At 67.5% G+C, this 19,370-nt stretch carries 14 protein-coding genes and 9 pseudogenes; 11 read left to right on the top strand and 12 right to left on the bottom strand.

Features of this window, described 5'->3' with window-relative positions:
• The first annotated feature begins 93 nt into the window (after positions 1-93).
• The 4 genes and pseudogenes from FQ389_RS08215 to FQ389_RS08200 all read left to right on the top strand — a co-directional run bounded on the left by FQ389_RS08215 (position 94) and on the right by FQ389_RS08200 (position 3,904).
• A complete protein-coding gene (locus tag FQ389_RS08215) occupies positions 94-717 on the top strand; it encodes a TetR/AcrR family transcriptional regulator (RefSeq protein ID WP_144206713.1) in 624 nt (207 codons plus the stop codon).
• 4 nt (positions 718-721) lie between these two features.
• Positions 722-1,641: pseudogene (locus tag FQ389_RS08210) on the top strand (ABC transporter ATP-binding protein).
• Positions 1,638-3,227, top strand: a pseudogene (locus FQ389_RS08205) (ABC transporter permease); the annotation flags it as partial. The pseudogenes FQ389_RS08210 and FQ389_RS08205, both read left to right, overlap by 4 nt.
• Before the next feature lie 31 nt (positions 3,228-3,258).
• Positions 3,259-3,904: pseudogene (locus FQ389_RS08200) on the top strand (methyltransferase family protein).
• Positions 3,905-3,911: 7 nt separating this feature from the next.
• Here FQ389_RS08200 and glgC read toward each other — a convergent pair.
• On the bottom strand, positions 3,912-5,126 hold the full coding sequence (glgC, locus tag FQ389_RS08195; RefSeq protein ID WP_144206711.1) for a glucose-1-phosphate adenylyltransferase: 1,215 nt from the start codon (positions 5,124-5,126) through the stop codon (positions 3,912-3,914).
• Positions 5,127-5,465: 339 nt separating this feature from the next.
• Here glgC and FQ389_RS21580 point away from each other — a divergent pair, with 339 nt between their 5' ends.
• The 3 genes and pseudogenes from FQ389_RS21580 to FQ389_RS19495 all read left to right on the top strand — a co-directional run.
• Positions 5,466-5,732, top strand: a complete 267-nt coding sequence (locus tag FQ389_RS21580) for a glycosyltransferase (RefSeq protein WP_327021921.1) — start codon at positions 5,466-5,468, stop codon at positions 5,730-5,732.
• A gap of 6 nt (positions 5,733-5,738) precedes the next feature.
• Positions 5,739-6,083: a glycosyltransferase gene (locus FQ389_RS21575; protein WP_327021920.1), complete on the top strand. Its 345-nt coding sequence runs from the start codon at positions 5,739-5,741 to the stop codon at positions 6,081-6,083.
• Positions 6,084-6,127: 44 nt separating this feature from the next.
• Positions 6,128-6,400 (top strand): annotated as a pseudogene (locus FQ389_RS19495) (glycosyltransferase); the annotation flags it as partial.
• A gap of 113 nt (positions 6,401-6,513) precedes the next feature.
• On the opposite strand, the gene FQ389_RS08185 reads toward FQ389_RS19495, so the two are convergent.
• The 7 genes and pseudogenes from FQ389_RS08185 to FQ389_RS08155 all read right to left on the bottom strand — a co-directional run bounded on the left by FQ389_RS08185 (position 6,514) and on the right by FQ389_RS08155 (position 11,980).
• Positions 6,514-6,681: a DUF3117 domain-containing protein gene (locus tag FQ389_RS08185; RefSeq protein ID WP_003406247.1), complete on the bottom strand. Its 168-nt coding sequence runs from the start codon at positions 6,679-6,681 to the stop codon at positions 6,514-6,516.
• A gap of 213 nt (positions 6,682-6,894) precedes the next feature.
• Positions 6,895-7,473, bottom strand: a complete 579-nt coding sequence (locus FQ389_RS08180) for a DNA-3-methyladenine glycosylase I (RefSeq protein WP_144206709.1) — start codon at positions 7,471-7,473, stop codon at positions 6,895-6,897.
• Positions 7,470-7,823, bottom strand: coding sequence for a DivIVA domain-containing protein (locus FQ389_RS08175; RefSeq protein ID WP_144206707.1), 354 nt, complete (start codon positions 7,821-7,823; stop codon positions 7,470-7,472). The genes FQ389_RS08180 and FQ389_RS08175 overlap by 4 nt, the downstream gene beginning before the upstream one ends.
• A 38-nt stretch (positions 7,824-7,861) precedes the next feature.
• On the bottom strand, positions 7,862-8,854 hold the full coding sequence (locus tag FQ389_RS08170) for a glucosyl-3-phosphoglycerate synthase (RefSeq protein ID WP_144206705.1): 993 nt from the start codon (positions 8,852-8,854) through the stop codon (positions 7,862-7,864).
• Positions 8,851-9,675: a dihydropteroate synthase gene (gene folP / locus FQ389_RS08165; RefSeq protein WP_144206745.1), complete on the bottom strand. Its 825-nt coding sequence runs from the start codon at positions 9,673-9,675 to the stop codon at positions 8,851-8,853. The genes FQ389_RS08170 and folP overlap by 4 nt, the downstream gene beginning before the upstream one ends.
• A gap of 195 nt (positions 9,676-9,870) precedes the next feature.
• Positions 9,871-11,395 (bottom strand): annotated as a pseudogene (locus FQ389_RS08160) (AMP-binding protein).
• Positions 11,396-11,428: 33 nt separating this feature from the next.
• Positions 11,429-11,980, bottom strand: coding sequence for a TIGR00730 family Rossman fold protein (locus FQ389_RS08155; protein ID WP_144206703.1), 552 nt, complete (start codon positions 11,978-11,980; stop codon positions 11,429-11,431).
• A 99-nt stretch (positions 11,981-12,079) separates the two neighbouring features.
• Between FQ389_RS08155 and FQ389_RS22300 the strand changes: the two are divergent.
• Positions 12,080-13,309, top strand: a pseudogene (locus FQ389_RS22300) (GTPase domain-containing protein); the annotation flags it as partial.
• Between the two features lie 183 nt (positions 13,310-13,492).
• Positions 13,493-13,657: a hypothetical protein gene (locus tag FQ389_RS19480; RefSeq protein ID WP_260860592.1), complete on the top strand. Its 165-nt coding sequence runs from the start codon at positions 13,493-13,495 to the stop codon at positions 13,655-13,657.
• On the opposite strand, the gene dapE is transcribed toward FQ389_RS19480, so the two are convergent.
• A complete protein-coding gene (gene dapE / locus FQ389_RS08140) occupies positions 13,642-14,718 on the bottom strand; it encodes a succinyl-diaminopimelate desuccinylase (RefSeq protein WP_144206701.1) in 1,077 nt (358 codons plus the stop codon). The genes FQ389_RS19480 and dapE overlap by 16 nt on opposite strands.
• 38 nt (positions 14,719-14,756) lie before the next feature.
• On the opposite strand from dapE, the gene dapD reads away from it, so the two are divergent.
• Entirely contained in the window at positions 14,757-15,710 is a 954-nt protein-coding gene (gene dapD, locus FQ389_RS08135) for a 2,3,4,5-tetrahydropyridine-2,6-dicarboxylate N-succinyltransferase (RefSeq protein WP_144206699.1), read from the top strand.
• 1 nt (position 15,711) lies between these two features.
• On the opposite strand, the pseudogene FQ389_RS08130 reads toward dapD, so the two are convergent.
• From FQ389_RS08130 to FQ389_RS08120, 3 genes and pseudogenes are all read right to left on the bottom strand, one after another.
• Positions 15,712-16,547, bottom strand: a pseudogene (locus FQ389_RS08130) (MFS transporter).
• 95 nt (positions 16,548-16,642) lie between these two features.
• Positions 16,643-18,073 carry an acyl-CoA synthetase gene (locus FQ389_RS08125; RefSeq protein ID WP_144206697.1) on the bottom strand — a complete coding sequence of 477 codons (1,431 nt, stop codon included), beginning with the start codon at positions 18,071-18,073 and terminating at the stop codon, positions 16,643-16,645.
• Positions 18,074-18,110: 37 nt separating this feature from the next.
• Positions 18,111-18,776, bottom strand: a pseudogene (locus FQ389_RS08120) (alpha/beta fold hydrolase); the annotation flags it as partial.
• Between the two features lie 82 nt (positions 18,777-18,858).
• Here FQ389_RS08120 and FQ389_RS08115 point away from each other — a divergent pair.
• Positions 18,859-19,306, top strand: a pseudogene (locus FQ389_RS08115) (TetR/AcrR family transcriptional regulator); the annotation flags it as partial.
• Positions 19,307-19,370 lie beyond the last annotated feature (64 nt).

The following is a 19,370-nucleotide window of genomic DNA, read 5'->3' as shown; positions in this document are numbered from 1 at the left end:
CGATCCGCCCGCAGAAGTCTCAGAATGATTTCTTTACGAATCCTTTGCGCGCCCCCTTGACCGTAGACTGAACGATCATTTAATGTACTGAACGTGCGTTTAATCGACCTGACGACCGCCGCCCGGATTCGCGACGCGGCCATCGAACAGTTCGGCCAGCACGGCTTCGGCGTCGGGCTGCGGACCATCGCCGAGGCGGCCGGTGTCAGCGCGGCATTGGTCATTCATCACTTCAGCTCCAAAGAGGGCTTGCGCAAGGCGTGCGAGGACTACATCGCCGAAGAGCTCTACAGCACCAAGGCCGAGGAGATGCGGTCCAATGGCCCGGCCACCTGGTTCGCGCAGATGACCGAGATCGAGGAATACGCGCCGATGATGGCGTACCTGGTGCGCAGCATGCAGACCGGTGGCGAGCTGGCGAACACGTTGTGGCGCAGGTTGATCGACAACGCCTACGAATATCTGGAAGAGGGCGTGCGCGCCGGGACGATCAAACCCAGCCGCGATCCGCACGCCCGGGCAAAATACTTGGGCATCACCGGCGGTGGAAGCTTGCTACTCTACATCCAAATGCATCCAACGCCAACAGATCTGCGTGCCGTCTTGCGCGACTATGCCCAAGAAATGGTGCTGCCCGCTCTCGAGATCTACACCGAGGGCCTGATGGCGGACCGCACCATGTACGACGCATTCCTGACCGCCGATGTTCAAGGATAGCCCCATGAGAGTTGACAACGCCGCGCCGACCGAAATCCGCGGCCTCACCAAGACCTTCGGGCAGATGCGCGCGCTGGATGGCCTCGATCTGACCGTGCGCCAAGGTGAAGTGCACGGGTTCCTCGGCCCCAACGGGGTCTGTAAGTCCACCACCATCCGCATCCTGCTGGGGTTGGTGCGTGCCGACAGCGGCAGCGTGCGCCTGCTGGGCGGCGATCCGTAGACCGACGCAGTTGCACTGCACCGCCAGATCGCTTATGTACCGGGCGATGTCACGCTGTGGCCGTCGCTGACCGGCGGCGAGACCATCAACTTGTTGGCCCGCATACGCGGCGGCATCGACGACGCTCGCCGCCGCGAGCTCATCGAACGCTTCGACGCGGATCCGACCAAGAAGTCACGGACCTACTTCAAGGGCAACCGCCAGAAGGCCTCGCTGATTCGGCTTTCTCCTCGCACGCCAGCCTGCTGCTGCTCGACAAGCCCAGCAGCGGACTGGACCCGTTGATGGAAAACGTTTTTCAACAATGAGTGATCGAAGCACGCGACCGCGGCGTGACGGTGCTGCTGTCCAGCCACATCCTGGCCGAAACGGAAGCACTGTACCAGCGAGTGACCATCATCCACGCCGGCAAGACCATTGAATCCGGGACACTGGACTCGATGCGGCACCTCAGCCGCACCTCCATCAAAGCCGAAATGACCGTCTACTCTGGCGATCTAACTCGTATCAAGGTAGTTGAGGACGTCAGCGTCGCCGACAACACGTTACGCGCGCAGGTCGACAGCGAAAGCCTCGGCGAACTGATCCGTGTGCTGGGCGATGCCGGCGTGCGCAGCCTGATCAGCCAGCCCACGAATCTCGAAGGGCTCTTCCTGCGCCACTACGACACCGGTCGCAGCACAAGGAAGGTCTCCGCATGACTACCACCACCCTTGATCGGACCAAATATACAACACCCCAAGGGGTTTCGACTTTCAGCGGAACCTTGGGGATGCTGCGGCTGTATCTGCGACGCGACCGGGTCTCGCTGCCGTTGTGGATCCTGCTACTTTCCCTCCCGCTGGCGACGGTCTACGTCGGAAGCATCGAGAAGGTGTACCCCACCCAGGCTGCCCGCGCCGGATTCGCGGCGTCGATCATGGCCAGCCCCGCCCAGCGCGCACTGTACGGGCAGATCTACAACGACCGCTTGGGCGCGGTGGACGTGTGGAAGATCGGGATGTTCCACGTGCTGATCGCGCTGGCCGTCATTCTCACCGTGATCCGGCACTCCCGCGCCGACGAGGAGAGCGGTCGCACCGAACTGGTGAACTCTACCGGCGTCGGACGGTATACGACCTGCCCGCGGCGCTGATCCTGGCCTTCGGCGCCTCGCTGGCCACCGGGACACTCGGCGCGGCCGGCCTGCTGAGCACCGACGTCTCCGGTCGGGCGGGTCGCTGGCCTTCGGTGCCGCGCTGGCCTGTTCGGGTCTGGTGTTCGTCGCCGCCGTAGCCGCGGTGACCGCACAGCTGTCGGTCAGCGCGCGGTTCGCCCGCGGGACCGGCCTTCGCCCGTGCTGGCCGCCGCGTTCACGCTGCGCGCAATGGGCGACGCCGGCTCCGGCGCCCTGTCGTGACTCTCGCCGCTGGGCTGGTCGCTGCAAGTGCAGGGGCCCTACGCTGGGGATCACTTCTGGGTGCTGTCGCTGCACCTGAGCACCGCCGCGGCCCTGACCGCCGTGGCGTACCGGCTGCTGACCGGCCGTGACGTCGGCGCCGCACTTATCGCCGAGCGCGCCGGCCCGGCCACCGCCGTCCCCGGCCTGCGCAATGTGTTCGGGCTGGCGTGGCGCCTGGATCGGGGTGCGGTGGTGCTGTACATGTACGGCGTGGTGATGGGCAGCGCGTGGTGCATGGCATCGGCGACGAGATCGGCAGCGGCGTGGCCCGTGACATCGTGGCGCGGATGGGCGGCACCACCGCGCTGGAGGAAGCCTTTCTGGCGGTGGCATTCGCGATGATGGGCATGGTGACCGCCGCGTTCGCCATCTCACTCACGTTGCGACTACACTAAGAGGAATCCAGCTTGCGCGCCGAGACGACACTAGCCGGGGCTGTGTCACGAAGCCGTTGGCTGGCAAGCCATCTGGCGCCGCCCTGCTCGGTTCCGCCGCGGCCATGCTAATCACCGGGCGGTGGGCGGCCTACTGTACGGCATGGCGGCCGGTGACGTCGGCTCCAAGGTGGGTGTGGTGATAGGCACCGCGGCGGTCTAACTACCGGCCGTCTGGCTGGGCTCGGCGGTCACCGTTGCGTTGTGGGGCGTGTTGACCGGATTCATCGCCTTGTACCTGATCGGTTCGTCGGCGGGTTTCGACCAGTGGGTGCTCGACCTCGAGCCCTTCGCGCACGTTCCGCGGGTCGGCACCGGCTTCACCGCCGCCCCACTGCTGTGGCTGACAGCTATCGACTCCGTGCTGATCGCGTTGGGCGCCAGCGCATTCCGGCAGCAGGACCTGCAATCATGTACACTGCTGTCAGGGCCGCGTCGTCGTCGTGTTCGGGCTGATCGTGCTGGGACTGCTGCTGTTTCTCCCGGCCGGCACGCTCAACTATTGGCAGGCATGGGTTTTCATCGCCACCACGATGGCGGCGACGATCGTGCCAACCCTCTGCATCGCTCGGACCGACCCGGCAGCGCTGCAGCGCCGGATGCATGCCGGCCCGAAGGTGGAGACCAGAGCCATCCAGAAGGTCGTCATCGTCGGCGCGATCCTGTCGATCCTGCTAATGTTGACGTTCAGCGCATTCGACCGCCGGGTGGGCTGGTCGCATCCTTCCCTCCTGGGTGTGCCTGCTCGGCGACGTGCTGGTCGCGCCCGGGCTGGGCATCGCCATGCTGGTGATTATCCAGAAACGGTTATGCCGCAGCCACAGTGACGGTCGAAACCGGCCAGCACGTCGTCTCCGGCGGCCTCATACAAGGTCGTCCGGCACCCGATGTACGTCGGCATCGTCGTACTGATGACCAGCGTTCCACTGGCCCTCGGCTCGTACTGGGGACTGTTGTTCCTCGTCCCGGGGGTTGCGGGTGCTCGTCGTCCGCATCCGCGACGAGGAGCGGCTGTTCGCCGAGGAATTGGCCGGACATCGCGAGTACACCCAGCAGGTGCGCTACCGGTTACTGCCGTACGTCTGGTAGCCGGCGGCTATACCCAGACGCCCTTGCCCACCGCGACCACACCGCCGGCGCTGATCGCGAAACGCTCTCGGTCCTTTTCCAAGTCCACCCCGACCATCTCGCCAGGGCCGATGACGACGTTCTTGTCCAGGATCGCGTGGCGCACAACCGCGCCGCGGCCGACCCGGGCGCCCGGCATGATCACGCTGCCCTCGACGATGGCGCCGTCGTCGACCACCACATTCGACGAGAGCACCGAGTTGCGCACCGAGGCCGCCGAGATGATGCTGCCGGCGCCGACGACGGACTCCTGGGCCGAGCCGCCGTTGACGAACTTCGCCGGCGCGAGGTTCTCGGTCGCACCGCGGATCGGCCAGCGCCGGTTGTACAGATTGAACACCGGGTGCACCGACACCAGATCCATGTGCGCGTCGTAGAACGCGTCCAGCGTCCCGACGTCACGCCAGTAACCGCGATCCCGGTCGGTGGCGCCGGGCACCTCGTTGTCGCTGAAATCGTAGACCGCGGCCATGCCGTCGGCGACCAACCGCGGGATGATGTCGCCGCCCATGTCGTGGTCGGAGTGATCGTCGTCGGCGTCGGCGCGAATGGCGTCGATGAGTACCTTGGTGGTGAAGATGTAGTTGCCCATCGAGACGAACGTCGCCTCCGGGTCATCCGGAGTGCCCGGCGGCTCCAGCGGCTTCTCGACGAAGTTGCGGATCCGGCCGGACTCGTCGGCGTCGATGCAGCCGAACGAGGTGGCGTCGGTGCGTGACACCCGGATGCCGGCCACGGTCGCCCCGGCGCCGCTGTCGATGTGGAACTGGACCATCTGCTCGGGATCCAGCCGGTACACGTGGTCGGCACCGAAAACCACTATGTAGTCGGGGTCTTCGTCGTAGATCAGGTTCAGAGACTGGTAGATCGCGTCGGCGGACCCGGTGTACCAGCGCGGGCCAAGCCGCTGCTGCGCCGGGACCGGGGTGATGTAGTCGCCGGCCAGACCGGACAGCCGCCAGTTCTGCGAGATGTGGCGGTCCAGCGAATGTGACTTGTATTGCGTGAGAACGCAAATTCTCAGATAGCGGGCGTTGACGAGATTGGACAACACAAAGTCGATCAGCCGGTAGGCACCGCCGAAGGGAACTGCGGGTTTGGCCCGGTCCGCGGTCAGCGGATACAGCCGCTTACCCTCACCGCCAGCCAGGACGATACCCAGCACGTGGGGTGCTTCCCTCATGGCTCCAAACCTATCGGCCGTCGCGAACCGCTGCTAGGGGCAATTTCCCGGCGACCATTCTGACGGGCTATCCGTCAACGTATTCGGCAAACTGGGCGCGCCGTCTCTCACCGTAATCGGTGATGGGGTCAGACGCGCGGCCAACTGCACCGCGTTTTGTCTCCAGCCGCATTTGCCCGTCCGATTCGTGGGGGCGCCGTCTGCGAACTACGGTGCGGAGTATGCGGGTGGCGGGATGACGCGGGAGTACCCTCCGGACGTCTACCGCGGGGCCGGCGTACACGTGACCGAGCTGGTCGCCCAACTGCGCCGGCTATGCACACGGTCGACGTGCACTGCATGGGCGAGCCCCGCCCGGGCGCATTCGTGCATCAGCCCGACCCGCGCCTGCAGAGCGCGAGCCGCGTTGGCCACGCTGTCGGCGGATCTGGTGATGGCCGAGGCCGCATCCCAGCGACAGTGGTGCATTCACATACCTGGTACACCGGCATGGCCGGACATCTGACCGCGCTGCTCTACCCCATCCCGCACGTGCTGACCGCGCACTCGCTGGAGCCATTGCGTCCGTGGAAGGCCGAGCAACTCGGCTGTGGCTACAGGGTGTAGTCGTGGGTGGAGCGCACCGCGGTGCTGGCCGCCGATGCCGTCATCGCGGTCAGCACCGGGATGCGCGAGGAAGTGCTGCGCGTCTACCCCACCCTGGATCCCAGCCAGGTGCACGTCATCCACAACGGGGTGGACACCGACGTCTGGTATCCGGCCGGACCGGCCGACACCGGGTTGGTTCTGGCCGAGCTAGGCATCGACCCCAATCGGCCGGTGGTGGTGTTCGTCGGGCGGATCACCCGGCAGAAGGGGGTGAGGCCGCCGCGCACCAATTCAGCCCGGAGGTGCAGCTGGTGTTGTACCGGCGCCCCGCAACCCCGCAGATCGCCGACGAGGTCCGCACCGCGGTGAACGAGCTGGCCCGCGCCCGCACCGACGTGTTCTGGATCCGGGAGATGCTCCCGATCGCGGAGCTGCGCGAAATACTCTCGGCCGCGACGGTTTTCGTATGCTCATCGGTCTACGCGCCGCTAGGAATCGTGAGTTTGGAGGCGATGGCATGCAGAACCGCGGTGGTGGCTTCCGACGTCGGTGGGATACCGGAGGTCGTGGTCGAGAAAACCAACCGGCTCGCTGGTGCACTACGACCCCGACGACCCGGCCCGGTACCAGGCGAACTGGCCAGGGCGGTCAATGAACTCGCCGCGGACCCCGCGAAGGCCGACCGCTACGGGCGCGCCGGACGCCAGCGGTGCATCGAGAAATTCTCTTGGGCACACGTCGCCGACGTTGGAGACGTACCGGAAGGTGTCTGCGTAGTTTCGGCAGGGTTAGCTCAGGCTCAGCTGGTGACGCCCTTGAGTTCGTCGCCCAGGGCAGCGGCTTCGTCGGGTGTCAGCTCGACGACGAGGCGGCCTCCACCTTCAAGTGGTACCCGCATTACGATGCCGCGCCCCTCCTTGGTCGCTTCCAGCGGACCGTCTCCGGTCCGGGGCTTCATCGCCGCCATCAAGTGCTCCCTCCAGATTCGAGATGACCCGTCCTCGCGAGCCTGGTCGGCTGCGAGCTAGCCCCGCCAGCGGATTTCCAGCCATACCCGACATCGAACTGCCAAATCACCCTTCCATTGTTCCCTATTAGTGTCACTAAATACACAAGACCCGTCTGTAGGGCCTGTCCGGGTTCGCGTGGTGCGGCCGGCGAAGCCGGATTGCGGGGGTGCCTACCGGGACGCGGGGACCCAGCAATCGCGGACGTGGTCGTCCACCATCCCGGTCGCCTGCATCAGAGCGTAAGCGGTGGTGGGGCCTACGAAGCGGAATCCGCGCCGCTTGAGTTCCTTGGCCATGGCCGTGGATTCGGCAGTGGCGGACGGGATTTCCGAACCGTCGACGGGACGAGGCCGCGACGCGGGTGCAAACGACCACAACAGTTCGGACAGATCGACGAGCGAACCCAGCTCCGCGGCCGCCCGCGCGTTGGCGATCGTCGCGTCGATCTTGGCCCGGTTGCGCACGATGCCGGCATCGGCCAGCAGCCGCTGCACATCCGCGTCGCCGAAGCGGGCCACCTTGTCGATGTCGAACTCACAGAAGGCGCGCCGGAAGTTCTCTCGTTTACGCAGGATTGTCAACCACGACAGGCCGCTTTGGAAGGCCTCCAGGCTCATCCGCTCGAACAGCGCAGCCTCGCCGCGCAGCGGGCGGCCCCATTCCGTGTCGTGATAGTCGCGGTACACTTCGAAATCGGGCCCGGGCCGTCCCACCACCCAGCTGCAGCGAATCAGCCCGTCGTCGCTCACGCCGGATCCTCGCTTCCGGCGTCCTCATCCTGCGCCGGCTCGGCGGCGTCGTTCCCGGCGGCCGGTGCGGTGCTGACGGCGGCAAGCTGACCCCGCAGCGCCTCGAGCTCGCGGGCCAGGCGGTCCAGCACCCAGTCCACCTCGCTGGTCTTGTAGCCGCGCAACACCTGGGTGAACTTGACCGCGTCGACGTCGCTGCCCGTGACGCCGTAGGCCGGCAGCACGGTCGCCGTCGTACCCCAGGGCAGCGGCGGCAACTGTTCGCCGCGCCCGAACAGCAGGCTTGCCGCACCGAACAGCACGATTGCGACCAGCACCAACACCACGAGGTAGAGCAAGACTAACGCCACGGCATCGATAGTGCCCTATACCACCGACACAGTGGCCCTCAGCGTGGTCTGAGCACCTTCATCGGCGGCCGGTCGGCCAGCGACATCGGCGCGGTCCGCTGAGTGTAGCTCGGGCCGTCGGGACCGTCCGGCCCGGCGGCGACGAACTGGGTCAACCCCACCCCGGAGTCGGGAATGCCGCAGCGCGAGAGCAGCGTCGCGATCACCTGGCGGCTCATCCCGCCCAGCTCGGCCAGCGGCCGGTTGCGGTGCGCCCGCACCCCCAGGTTGACCTGCGCGATCGCATCCAGCCCCAGCCGGTCGATGGTGTCGATCAGCAGGCCGATCTCGACGCCGTAGCCGGGGGCGAACGGCAGCGAAGTCAGCAGCTCCCGGCTGGCCGCGTATTCCCCGCCGAGCGGCTGCAGCACGCAGCCCAACTCCGGGCGCAGCGCGGCCAGCAACGGCCGCGCCACCAGCTCGGTGACCCGGCCGCCGCCGCTGGCCGCCTCGTCGCCGGCTCCCGTCGCGCCGGCGGACAGGGGCCGCCGGTAGAAGCTTTTGACCAGGTGAATGCCGTCGCCGGTGAGCAGCGGGCCGAGCAGCCATGGCACGAACATCGGATGCGGGTTGATCAGGTCGGAATCGACAAACACGACGATGTCGCCGCTGCTGGCGGCCAGCGACCGCCACAGCGCCTCACCCTTGCCGGGGCGCGGTGGGATCTCGGGCAGCGCCTGTTCGCGGCTGACGACGCGGGCACCGGCTGCGACGGCCCGGATCTCGGTCTCATCGGTCGACCCGGAGTCCAGCACGATCAGCTCGTCGACGAGCCCGTCCAGCAGCGGGGAGATGCTGCCGACGACCGAGGCGATGGTTTCTTCCTCGTTGAGGGCGGGCAGCACCACCGAGATCGTCCGGCCGCCCTTCGCGGCTTCCAGCTCGGGCACGGTCCAGGTGGGACGGGTCCAGCTGCGGCTGGTCAGCCATTGCCGCGCGGCAGCGACGTCATTGCCGGTCAGTTCGCCAGCGAGAAGGTCCGATGCGGTCATGCCAGCCCCCTCACCGTCCGGGCCGGCGGACGGGCCCCCTGGATCGAGGCGACCATTTCCAGCACGCGCAGGGTCGCTACGACCTCGTGCACCCGGAATACGCGCACCCCGGCGGCGGCCGCCAGCGCAGTGGCCGCCAGCGTGCCCTCGAGCCGTTCGGTCAGTTCCACACCCAGAGTCTCCCCGATGAAGTCCTTGTTGCTCAAAGCCATGAGCACGGGCCACCCGGTATTAACGAGATCGTCCACGTGCCGCAACAACATCAGCCCGTGGAACGTGTTCTTGCCGAAGTCGTGCGCCGGGTCGATCAGCACCCGATCGGGGGCCACCCCGGCCGCCACGGCGCGTTCGGCGGTGGTGGTGAGCTGACGGATCGCGTCGTCGACCACACCCCGGGTGGTCGTACCGTAGCTCACCCGGAATGGACGGGTGCGCGGCTGGGCGCCGCCGGTGTGCGAACACACCAGGCCCACGCCCAGCTCGGCCGCGACCTCCGGCAGGGCCGGGTCGATGCCGGCCCAGGTGTCGTTGATCAGGTCCGCACCCGCCGCGCAGGCCAGCCGGGCGACTTCGGAGCGCCAGGTGTCGACGCTTATCAGCTGGTCAGGGTAGGTGTTGCGCAGCCATTCGATGAACGGCACCAGGCGGGCGATCTCCATCGCGGCGTCGACGTTCTCGCCGGGGCCGGCCTTGACCCCCCCGACGTCGATGATGTCGGCACCGTCCTGCACGGCGCGGTGCGCGGCGGCCTTGGCCGCGTCATCGCTGAACGTCGCGCCCTTGTCGTAAAACGAGTCGGGCGTGCGGTTGATGATCGCCATGATCAGCGCGCGATCCACGGCGACCGGCCGGCCGCACAGAGTTGGCTGCACTCGTCCATAGTGCCGGGTCACCACGGCCGGTGCGGCCCCGGGGACGGGTCGTCAAGTGTGACGCCAGGGCGTGTTGCCGGGGCCACCCGCTGTGGATGCATGCTCAAACGCCCCGGACGCACACTCGACGCCGTCAGCGCACGCTCAACCTTGTGGGCGCTTACCGGCCGGCTACCTCCGCTGGGTAGTCGTCGTAATACGGCACATAGCCCTCGTCACGGCCGGCCAGCACGTACAACGGGTCCGGCACGTCAGCACCGTAGGCCTGCTCGCGCAACTCCACCTTACGTCTCTTGAACGTGGTGGTGTGTTCCAGCGTCTTGACCACCCGCACGAACAACGGCAGCGCGTAGCAGGGCAACTGGTCGTAGACCGCGCGGGCCAGCGACTTGTCATCGAACTGCGCGCCGTCGCACAATTGGACCGCAGCCATCCGGCCCGACCACCGGTGTTGGGGACTTCCACACCGAACATGGTGCATTCCTCGACAGATTTGTCCGACGCGACCACCGCCTCGACCTGGGTGGTGGCGACGTTCTCCCCTTCCAGCGGAAGGTGTCGCCGAGCCGGTCGACGAACGCGGCGGGCCGCATGCCCTGCGGACTCATCACGTCGCCGGAGTTGAAGTAGCAGTCGCCGTTACGAAAAGCGTTGCGCACCAACTTTTTCGCTTGCCGATTTGTTTGTAGCCGTCGAACGGCTGCAGCCGATTGACCGGGCTGAGCAGCAAACCCGGCTTTCCGGGCCCCCCGGCACCCGTCGCACGCGGCCGTTGTCGTCGCGCACCGGGTCTCCAGTGTCGGGGTCGTATTCGACGTATACCAGCTGCATCGGCGCGATCCCGGTCGACCCGGGCACGTTGAAGATGTTGATGAACGCCGTGTTGCCCTCGCTGGAGGCTTAGAACTCACACACCCGCGCGATGCCGAACCGCTCGGTAAAGTCCTGCCAGATTTCCGGGCGCAGTCCGTTGCCGTAGCCCGGCTCCCGATCACCTCGTCCCAGAACCGGGACGCCGAAAACGCCTTACCCAGTGCCAGCTGTCGCCCCGGAGGTGATCACCGACGCCAGCGCCACCGTCAGCGCGTTGTTGTGGTACAGCGGCCACCGAATCCGGGTTGGTGGCGGGCGCGCCGGTGGCGAACCGCTCCAGATCCCGATGGTCAGCGTCGCGGCGCTGGCCGTGGAGCCCGACTCGGTGACGGCGCTGACCAGGTCGGTCTCCGCGACCAGCACCTTGGCGTCGAGCAGACCCAGGCTGTGCGCCAGCACCTCGCCGCGCTGGTGGTAGTTGAGCATGCCGGCGACCGCCGCATTTGACCGCGGCCAGCATCGCCAGCACGGCGTTGGGCGATGCGCAGCATGATCGCTATGATGTCGCCGCGGCCGACGCCCCGCGACGCCAAGACGGCCGCGTACCGGTTGGCCGCGGCGTTGGTGTCCCGGTAGGTCAGCTGCTGGTCGCCGAACCGCAGAAAACGCGGTCGCCGAAGCGGGCGGCGCGGTCCTGGAACACGCTGCCGATCGACTTCTTCGAATTGGGCTGGGCCAGCAACCCGGTCACCGCTCCCCGCACGATGACGGGCAGGTCGGCCAGCACGCCGGGCAGCCCAGACGCGATATCGGGCAGGCCGACGGGTTTGCGTGCTGCCCCAGTGTGATCGGACACGGCTCCCTCAATTCCCCTTGATGCAAGCCGACCTCAGAGGGGGGCACACGCCTCGATTGCGGCACCGACCTTATCGACCAGCACCAGCCGGTTCATTGCTACCTGCGAGATGTAGCCCCTGTCGAGCAGTCCGTTCAGCCACAGCCACAGTCCCTCGTAGTGTCCCCACGGATCGAGCAGCACGACGGGTTTGTCGTGCATACCCAGATAGCCGGTTGTCCACGCGTCGAAGAGTTCGTCGAGAGTGCCGATGCCGCCGGGCAGCACGATGAACGCATCGGAGCGGTCTTCCATGATGTGTTTCCGGTCGCGCATGGTGTCGGTGACGATCAACTCGTCCGCCAGCGTGTCGGCGAGCTCGCGCCGCACCAGTTGCTCGGGGATGACGCCGACGGTCCGGCCGCCTCGGGCCCGCGCCGCGCTCGCCACCACCCCCATCGCCGAAACGTGGCCGCCGCCCCAAACCAGCGTCCAGCCCCGCTCGGCTATCGCCTCGCCGAGTTCGCCCGACACATCGAGTAATTTGCGATGCGTCGGCCCGGACGCGCAGTACACGCATACCGACCATTCGCCTTCGGGGCGCATAACCGCCAACGTAGACCAAAGCCGGCCGGACTGTGCACCAACCGGGCCGACACAGTGGCTCGTCATCGGCTTGACAACGTCCCGCAATAAAATTCGGCGATGCCGATCCGATGGAACGTCCCGCAGCACGCGTCCACATTGCAACAACTCGAGGTCGCACTGGCGGACGGGACACACCGGGGCGCGGTGGTGCTGGGGGCCGGACGGGGTCGGCAAGTCGACACTGACGCGCCTGGCTGCCGAGCATTTTTCGGCCGCACACCCGGCGACGTTCGTCCGCTGGGTCACCGTCACGCCGACCGAGCGGGTGGTTCCGTTCGTCGCCTTCAGCCATCTGGTAGATATCGCCGACATCGGCAAGCCGGCCGCGTTGCTGCGCGCGGCGCGGGCGTCGCTGGGCCGCGACCGGCAGAGCGATCTGCTGCTGATCGTCGACGACACCCACGATTTGGACATCCTATCGGCCACGCTGGCGTACCAGTTGGCGTTGGCCGGCACCGCCGCGGATGATCGTCACCGCCCGGGCGGACGCTCACCCAACGCGATCGCGGCGCTGTGGACCGACGGTCTGTTGGACCGCATCGACGTCGACACGCCCGGCGCGGCCACCACCACCGCCGAGGTCGACACGTTCATCGCCGAGTTGCCGGCCCCGGCGCGGGCGGTGCTCGACTATCTGGCCGTCGAGGAACCGCTGTCGCTGGCCGATCTCACCGCCCTGGCCGACGACAGCGCTGTCGCCGAGGCGCAACAGTGGGGTGCGGCCGAAACCCGACTGCGTGACGAACATTCCGACAAACCGGTGGTCTACACCGCCCATCCGTTGTTCTCCGAGCGTGCCCGCGCCGCGCTGGGCGCCGACGATCAGGAGGTGGCCTGGGAGGCCAGTGCGGCCACGCTGTGCGCGGCACGGCAGGGCCGGTTCGCCGATGGCGCTGCGGGCGCAGGGCGCCGAGCACCTCCGGGTTGTTGCGGTTCACCGTCGGCCTGGGCGACATCACGACCCTGTCGATGACCGGCCATCTGGACACCGCGACCGAACTCGCGCAGCAGTTAACCGATTTCGCCGAGTCGCAGCAGTCGGGCCGTGCGATCGGCGAAGTGCTGCTGGCGAAAATACTGATTGCCGCGGGCCAATTCGCCGATGCCGCCGTGCTGCTCGGTCCGGCTGCCGCCACGCTGGAGCGCACCGGCTATTCGTGGGGTCCACTGTCGCTGATGCTGCTGGCCACCGCGCTGGCCCAGCACGGCGATATCGCCGGTTCAGCAAAAGCGTTGAGCAGAGCCGAGTCTCGGCACGGAACTAAGTCGGCGCTGTTCAGCCCGGAGTTGGGTGTGGCCCGGGCGTGGTGGCGGCACGGGACGCCCACGGCGCGGTGACCGCCGCCCGCGACGCCGCGCGGATGCCCGAACAGCGCGGTCAGTCGGCCGTGGCGTTGCGCGCGTGGCACGAGGCGGTCCGGCTCGGGGATATCCGGGTGGCCGATCCGCTGGCCCGGCTGTGCAACGAGATTGACTGCGCGACAGGTCGACTCGCGCTGGCGCACGCACGAGCTGGCCGCCGGCGACGGGGCGCCATTGCGCAAGGTGGCCGAGGAACTGACTGCGGCCGGTCTGCACGCCGCGGCCGCCGATGCCGCCGCCCAGGCGCAGCGGTGCGCTCAGCCGCCCAAGTAGGGCCGCAGCATCGCCACCGCGTCGTTGATCGCCGCCACCGGCACCCGTTCATCACGCCGGTGCGCCAGGTTGGGGTCACCGGGGCCGAAGTTGACCGCAGGGATGCCCAACACCGCGAACCGGGCCACGTCCGTCCAGCTGTACTTCGCCCGGACGTTGCCGCCCGCTGCGTCGACCAGGGCCTTGGCGGCCGGCTGCGACAAGCCGGGCAATGCGCCTGCGGCGCAGTCGGTCTTCTCGATTAGCACGTCGATACCGTCGAACACATCGCGCACGTGCTGCAGCGCCTCAGCGGGTGAGCGGTCCGGTGCGAACCGGTAGTTGACGGTGACCGAGGCGGCGTCGGGAATCACGTTGCCGGCCACCCCGCCGTCGACGCGCACGGCCGACAAGCCGTCGCGGTACTCGCAACCGTCGATGTCGACGGTGCGCGCCCGGTATTCGGACAGCCGGTTGAGCACCTCGCCCAGTTTGTGAATAGCGTTGTCCCCCAACCAGGATCGCGCCGAGTGTACTCGAGTCCCGGTGGCGCTAACCACGACTCGCAGCGTGCCCTGACAACCGGCCTCGATGTAGCCGGCGGTGGGCTCACCCAGAATGGCGACGTCGGCGGCCAACCAGTCCGGCAGCTCGCGCTGGATGCGGCCCAGACCGTTTGCGGCCGATTCGACTTCCTCGCAGTCGTAGAGCACCAGCGTCAGGTCGTGTGCCGGCTCGGTCACGGTGGCGGCCAAATGCAGGAACACCGCGTCACCGGACTTCATGTCCGCGGTGCCGCAGCCGTGCAACACGTCGCCGTCCGCGCCGGTCGAGCGGCGGCTCGGCAGGTTATCGGCCGCCGGGACGGTGTCCAGATGCCCGGCCAGCAGCACCCGGGTCGGCAGATTGCGTCGGGTGCGGGCCAGCACGGCGTCGCCGGTGCGGATGATCTCGAAACCGGACGTCTGCTCCCGCAGCGCGGCCTCGACCTCGTCGGCGATGCGTCTTTCGTGCCTCGACTCGCTGGGAATGTCGACCAGCGCCGCGGTCAACGCGATCGGATCCCCATGCAAGTCCAGCACGCAGCCAGCCTAATCGCCGTCAACGCAGATGCCGTAACCTGACCGCCGTGACTGGAGCTGCAGGCATCGGATTGGCAACGCTCGCCTCCGACGGATCGATCCTCGACACCTGGTTCCCCGCACCGGAACTCACCGAGTCGGACACCAGCGGCACCTCGCGACTCGCGTTGTCCGATGTTCCGCCGGACCTGGCCGCGCTGGTCGGGCGCGACGACGACCGCAATACCGAGACCGTGGCTGTCCGCACGGTCATCGGTTCCCTGGACGATGTCGCCGCCGACGCATACGAGGCGTACCTGCGGCTGCACCTGCTGTCGCACCGCCTGGTGGCGCCGCACGGGCTGAACGCCGGCGGCTTGTTCGGGGTGTTGACCAATGTGGTATGGACCAATCACGGCCCGTGCGCAATCGAGGGTTTCGAGGCGGTTCGCGCCCGGCTGCGGCGCAAGGGCGCGGTGACGGTCCACGGCGTCGACAAGTTCCCGCGTATGGTCGACTACGTGATGCCCGTCGGGGTCCGCATCGCCGACGCCGACCGGGTGCGGTTGGGCGCCCACCTGGCTGCAGGTACCACCGTAATGCACGAAGGCTTCGTCAACTACAACGCCGGCACCCTGGGCGCGTCGATGGTGGAGGGCCGCATCTCGGCCGGCGTGGTGGTCGGCGACGGCTCGGACATCGGCGGCGGCGCCTCGATCATGGGCACGCTGTCCGGCGGTGGTACCGAGGTGATTTCGATCGGTAAGCGATGCCTGCTGGGTGCCAACGCCGGCCTGGGTATTTCGCTGGGCGACGACTGTGTCGTCGAAGCCGGCCTCTACGTGACGGCGGGCACGAAAGTTCTCACTCCCGAAGGCAACACGATGAAGGCGGTCGAGTTCTCCGGAGGCAACAACCTGCTGTTCCGCCGCAATTCGGTCAGCGGCGCGGTGGAAGTGGTTGCGCGCGGTGGTCAGAGCATCGCCCTTAACGAGGACCTGCACGCCAACTGACCTACAGCGTGGTGCCGTGCGTTTCCGGCAGTAGGTAGGTGCAGATGACCCCGGTCAGCGTCAGGGCCGCGAGCATGACACCGATCGACCAGCTGCCGTAGGTGGCCAGCAGCGTCCCGGCAAGCAGCGGCGGCAACGCCCCGCCGACCACCCCGGACAGGTTGATGGCCAGCGCCGAGCCGCTGAAGCGGTAGCGGGTCGCGAAGAGTTCGGGAATGAACGCCCCGGTAGGCCCGCTGCCGATGCCGGCGACGGCGAACATGCCGACGACAGCGACCGCATACATCACCGGCTTGCCGGTGTCGAGCAACGGGATCACCACGAACGTCCACGGCACGCAGGCCGACCACCCGATCAGCATCATACGCCGGACGCCGGCCACCTCACCACCGAGCAGGGTGAACATGTCGTACCGGCCGCGCCGGCCGCCCGGTGCGTACTCCGCGCTCAACAGCGCCGTCCCGGCCCATTCGCCGCCGACCGCGAACCCCTGCAGAAGCCGCAGCCCCATCAAGATCAACGGCGCGGCCATCCCGATGTACGCGTTGCTGGGAACCAGGCCCACACCCACGGTCGCCACGGCCATCAGCAGCAGCGTCGAGATCAGCGTCTTCTTGCGGCCCAGCCGGTCGCCGAAATACCCGAAGACGGCCGCCCCACCGGGCGGGAGAGAAAAGCGGTGACAAACGTTCCCAGTGAAGCGATCATCGCCACGCCCGGCGTCAGGCTGGGGAAGAACACCGCGGGAAACACCAGCGCCGCAGCGGTGCCATAGATCAGCAAGTCGTAGAACTCGATCGCCGAGCCGACCAGACACGAGACCGCCACCCGCGCCATCGGCGCGCTGCGCGGCTGTCCGACGAGGGTCGCCGCGGCGGTCGCGGTGCGGCTCGACTCACTAATGGCACATCACCAACGGCTAGCGGTGTGTCTCAGCCTTCGCTCAGCAACTGCTTCTTGACGACCTTGCCCATCGCGTTGCGCGGCAACGCTTCCACCATCCGCACCTCGCGCGGCCGCTTGTGTATCGAAAGGTCTTGGGCAACATAGTTAATCAGCTCGTCGGCGCTGAGGTCGGACGCGCCGACGATGTAGGCGACGATGCGCTGACCCAGGTCGTCGTCGGGAACTCCGATGACCGCCGCTTCCTGCACACCCGGGTGCCCGAGCAACGACGTCTCGATTTCCCCGGCGCCGATGCGGTATCCGCCGGACTTGATCAGGTCGACCGATTCGCGGCCGACGATGCGATGCATACCCCCGCTGTCGATGACCGCGACGTCGCCGGTGCGGTACCAGCCATCGGCATCCAGGACCTCGGCGGTGGCGTCCGGCCGGTTCAGGTACCCGTCGAACAGGGTGGCACCCCGAACCTGAAGCTTCCCAACGGTTTCGCCGTCGTGCGGAACGGGGTCGCCGGCGTCGTCGAGCAACCGGGTCTGCAACCCGGACAGCGGAAAGCCGACCCACCCCGGCCGGCGTTCGCCGTCGGTCCGGGTGGACACCGTGATCAACGACTCCGAAGCGCCGTAGCGTTCGATGGGCCGGTGACCGGTTAGCGCTTCGAGCTTGTCGAAGACCGGCACCGGCAGCGCCGCACTCCCCGACACCAGCAGCCGGGCCGGTCGCAACGCCTCGGCGGCGGCCTGGTCGGCCACCACCCGCGACCACACCGTCGGCACCGCGAAGTACAGCGTACCGCCGGATTCCTCCCGGGCCTGCGCGTAGCCGGCGGGCGTCGGTCGTCCGGTGTGGATGAACCGGTTTCCGACCCGCAGCGAGCCGAGCAGACCGAGCACCAAACCGTGAATGTGGAACAGCGGCAACCCGTGCACCAACACGTCGTCGGACGTCCACTGCCAGGCCTCGGCTAGCGCATCCAGGTCAGCGGCGATCGCGCGCCGGCTCACCACGACGCCCTTGGGCAGACTGGTGGTGCCCGACGTGTAGATGATCATCGCGGTGGACTCGGGCGCCGGCTCAGGGTAGGTGTGCCCGGAGCGGGCGTGCAGGCGCACCGGGATGTGCGGCAGGCCTTCCGACGCCGAGTCTTCCGAGGGTTCGGGTCCGAGCCAGACCCGCGCGCCGGAATCGGTCAGCATGTGCCGGCGTTCGGCGGCACCCAAGTCGGAGGGCACCGGAACGAAGGGGACACCGGCGATCAGGCATCCGGCGACCGCGAGCACGGTCTCCACCGACGGCGTAGCCAGGATCGCGACGCGTTCGGAGCCCGCGACCCGTTCTGCTACGGAGGTCGCACCGCCGAGCAGGTCACTGCGGCTCAGGGTGGTGCCGTCGATCTTCATCGCGTCGGGGATGTCCGTGGCGTTGACAGCGGTGGAGTTGAGGGATTCCAGCAGCACGGAGAGCACGTTACCGACTGCTGTTCAACACGGTTTGTCAGCCCCGCTCATCCCAGATCTTCATCAGCGCGGCCAGGATTTCCTCCCCGCGGCCCAACCCCGCCAGATGATTTTCCCCAGGTAGAACGAATAATTCGGCCGCCAGTTGCTTGCGGCTGCCGTTCAATAGGTCGTCGAGGAACATGGCGCCGAACTCGGGGCGGGTCAGCAGACGCCGATCGGCTTCCGGCGAGATGGCGGCATAGAGGTACAGCGCCGTGCTAACGACCCGGCCGGATGGCCCGAACGACCAGACTCGCGCCGATGCGCAGCGGGTCGCCGCCGAGCTGTAGCAGCGGCGCCACCCGCTTGCCCTGGCTCATCAGGCCGCTGGTGATCCCGTCGTCACCGGTGAAGAGTGCGACGACTCCGAGCACACCGGCCGCCACGACGCGAGCACCGCCGCCGCGGCGAGCGCGTACGGACCGCTGCCGGACAGGCCGATGACGGCCGTTCGGTCGATGTTGAGCGTGTCGGCGATCTTTGCAGGTCCTCGGCGAACGCCCGGATGTTCTCGTAGCGGTGCGGTGTCGACGAGCCGATACCGGGCCTGTCCAGACCGATCAGCCGAATGCCGTGTTGCTCGGAGTAGACGCGGGCCTCGGTGGGAATCTGTCGACGGGCCCCGAGGAGTGCCGTACAGCCAGAACACCGCGCGGCCCCGATTACGAAATGCGCACACACCTCGATGTCAGGCGTTGCGCACCCGGTCGCCGATCACCCGTTCGGTGCGCAGCTCCGCGACTTCGTCAGCGGCCGCGATCGTCGAGGCCTGCGCCGAGCACGCGTCGCAGCGGTTTTATCGCGAGATGAGCAAGGCGATGGACCGGGGTGGCAGCCTCGAGGAGAAGTCGTGTTCGGCGGCGGTGTTCGTGACGCAGGCTACGCCGGGTCATCTCCTCGGAGAAGTACTTAGACGAAAACGCGATCAGCCTGCTGCTGACCAAGGACGCCGCCGTGTTGCTGCGCGAATGTGTGGACTTTCTGTCGCCGTACTTGTCGGCGGCCAAACTGACCGGTGAGCTCCGCAAGGATCTCGATGTCAAGGCCGCCGGCGAGTGGTTCGCCCGGATCCTGTTCTCGCTGTTCAGCACATCGTCGTCGACCCTGGATTTGGACGACCCGGATGTCGTCGCCGAGTTTGTCCGCGCGCATGCGGTGCGCGGGCTTCGCCGCGTTGCCGGTGAATCCCCGGCGTCGAGTGTGACTCCCCGGCGGGCTGCATCGGCGTTCCGCCGCCCTGGCCGCACATCCGACG

This window comes from Mycobacterium tilburgii (assembly GCF_902168065.1).
Classification (GTDB): Bacteria; Actinomycetota; Actinomycetes; order Mycobacteriales; family Mycobacteriaceae; genus Mycobacterium; species Mycobacterium tilburgii.
This window is presented reverse-complemented; position numbering and strand designations above follow the sequence as displayed.

Excerpts from the sequence above, each read along its gene's own strand:
- glgC (WP_144206711.1), bottom strand. The coding sequence starts at position 5,126 with ATGAGGGAAGCACCCCACGTGCTGGGTATCGTCCTGGCTGGCGGTGAG.
- FQ389_RS21580 (WP_327021921.1), top strand. The coding sequence starts at position 5,466 with ATGGGCGAGCCCCGCCCGGGCGCATTCGTGCATCAGCCCGACCCGCGC.
- folP (WP_144206745.1), bottom strand. The coding sequence starts at position 9,675 with ATGGCGATCATCAACCGCACGCCCGACTCGTTTTACGACAAGGGCGCG.
- FQ389_RS08185 (WP_003406247.1), bottom strand. The coding sequence starts at position 6,681 with ATGGCGGCGATGAAGCCCCGGACCGGAGACGGTCCGCTGGAAGCGACC.
- FQ389_RS08170 (WP_144206705.1), bottom strand. The coding sequence starts at position 8,854 with ATGACCGCATCGGACCTTCTCGCTGGCGAACTGACCGGCAATGACGTC.
- FQ389_RS08155 (WP_144206703.1), bottom strand. The coding sequence starts at position 11,980 with ATGCGCCCCGAAGGCGAATGGTCGGTATGCGTGTACTGCGCGTCCGGG.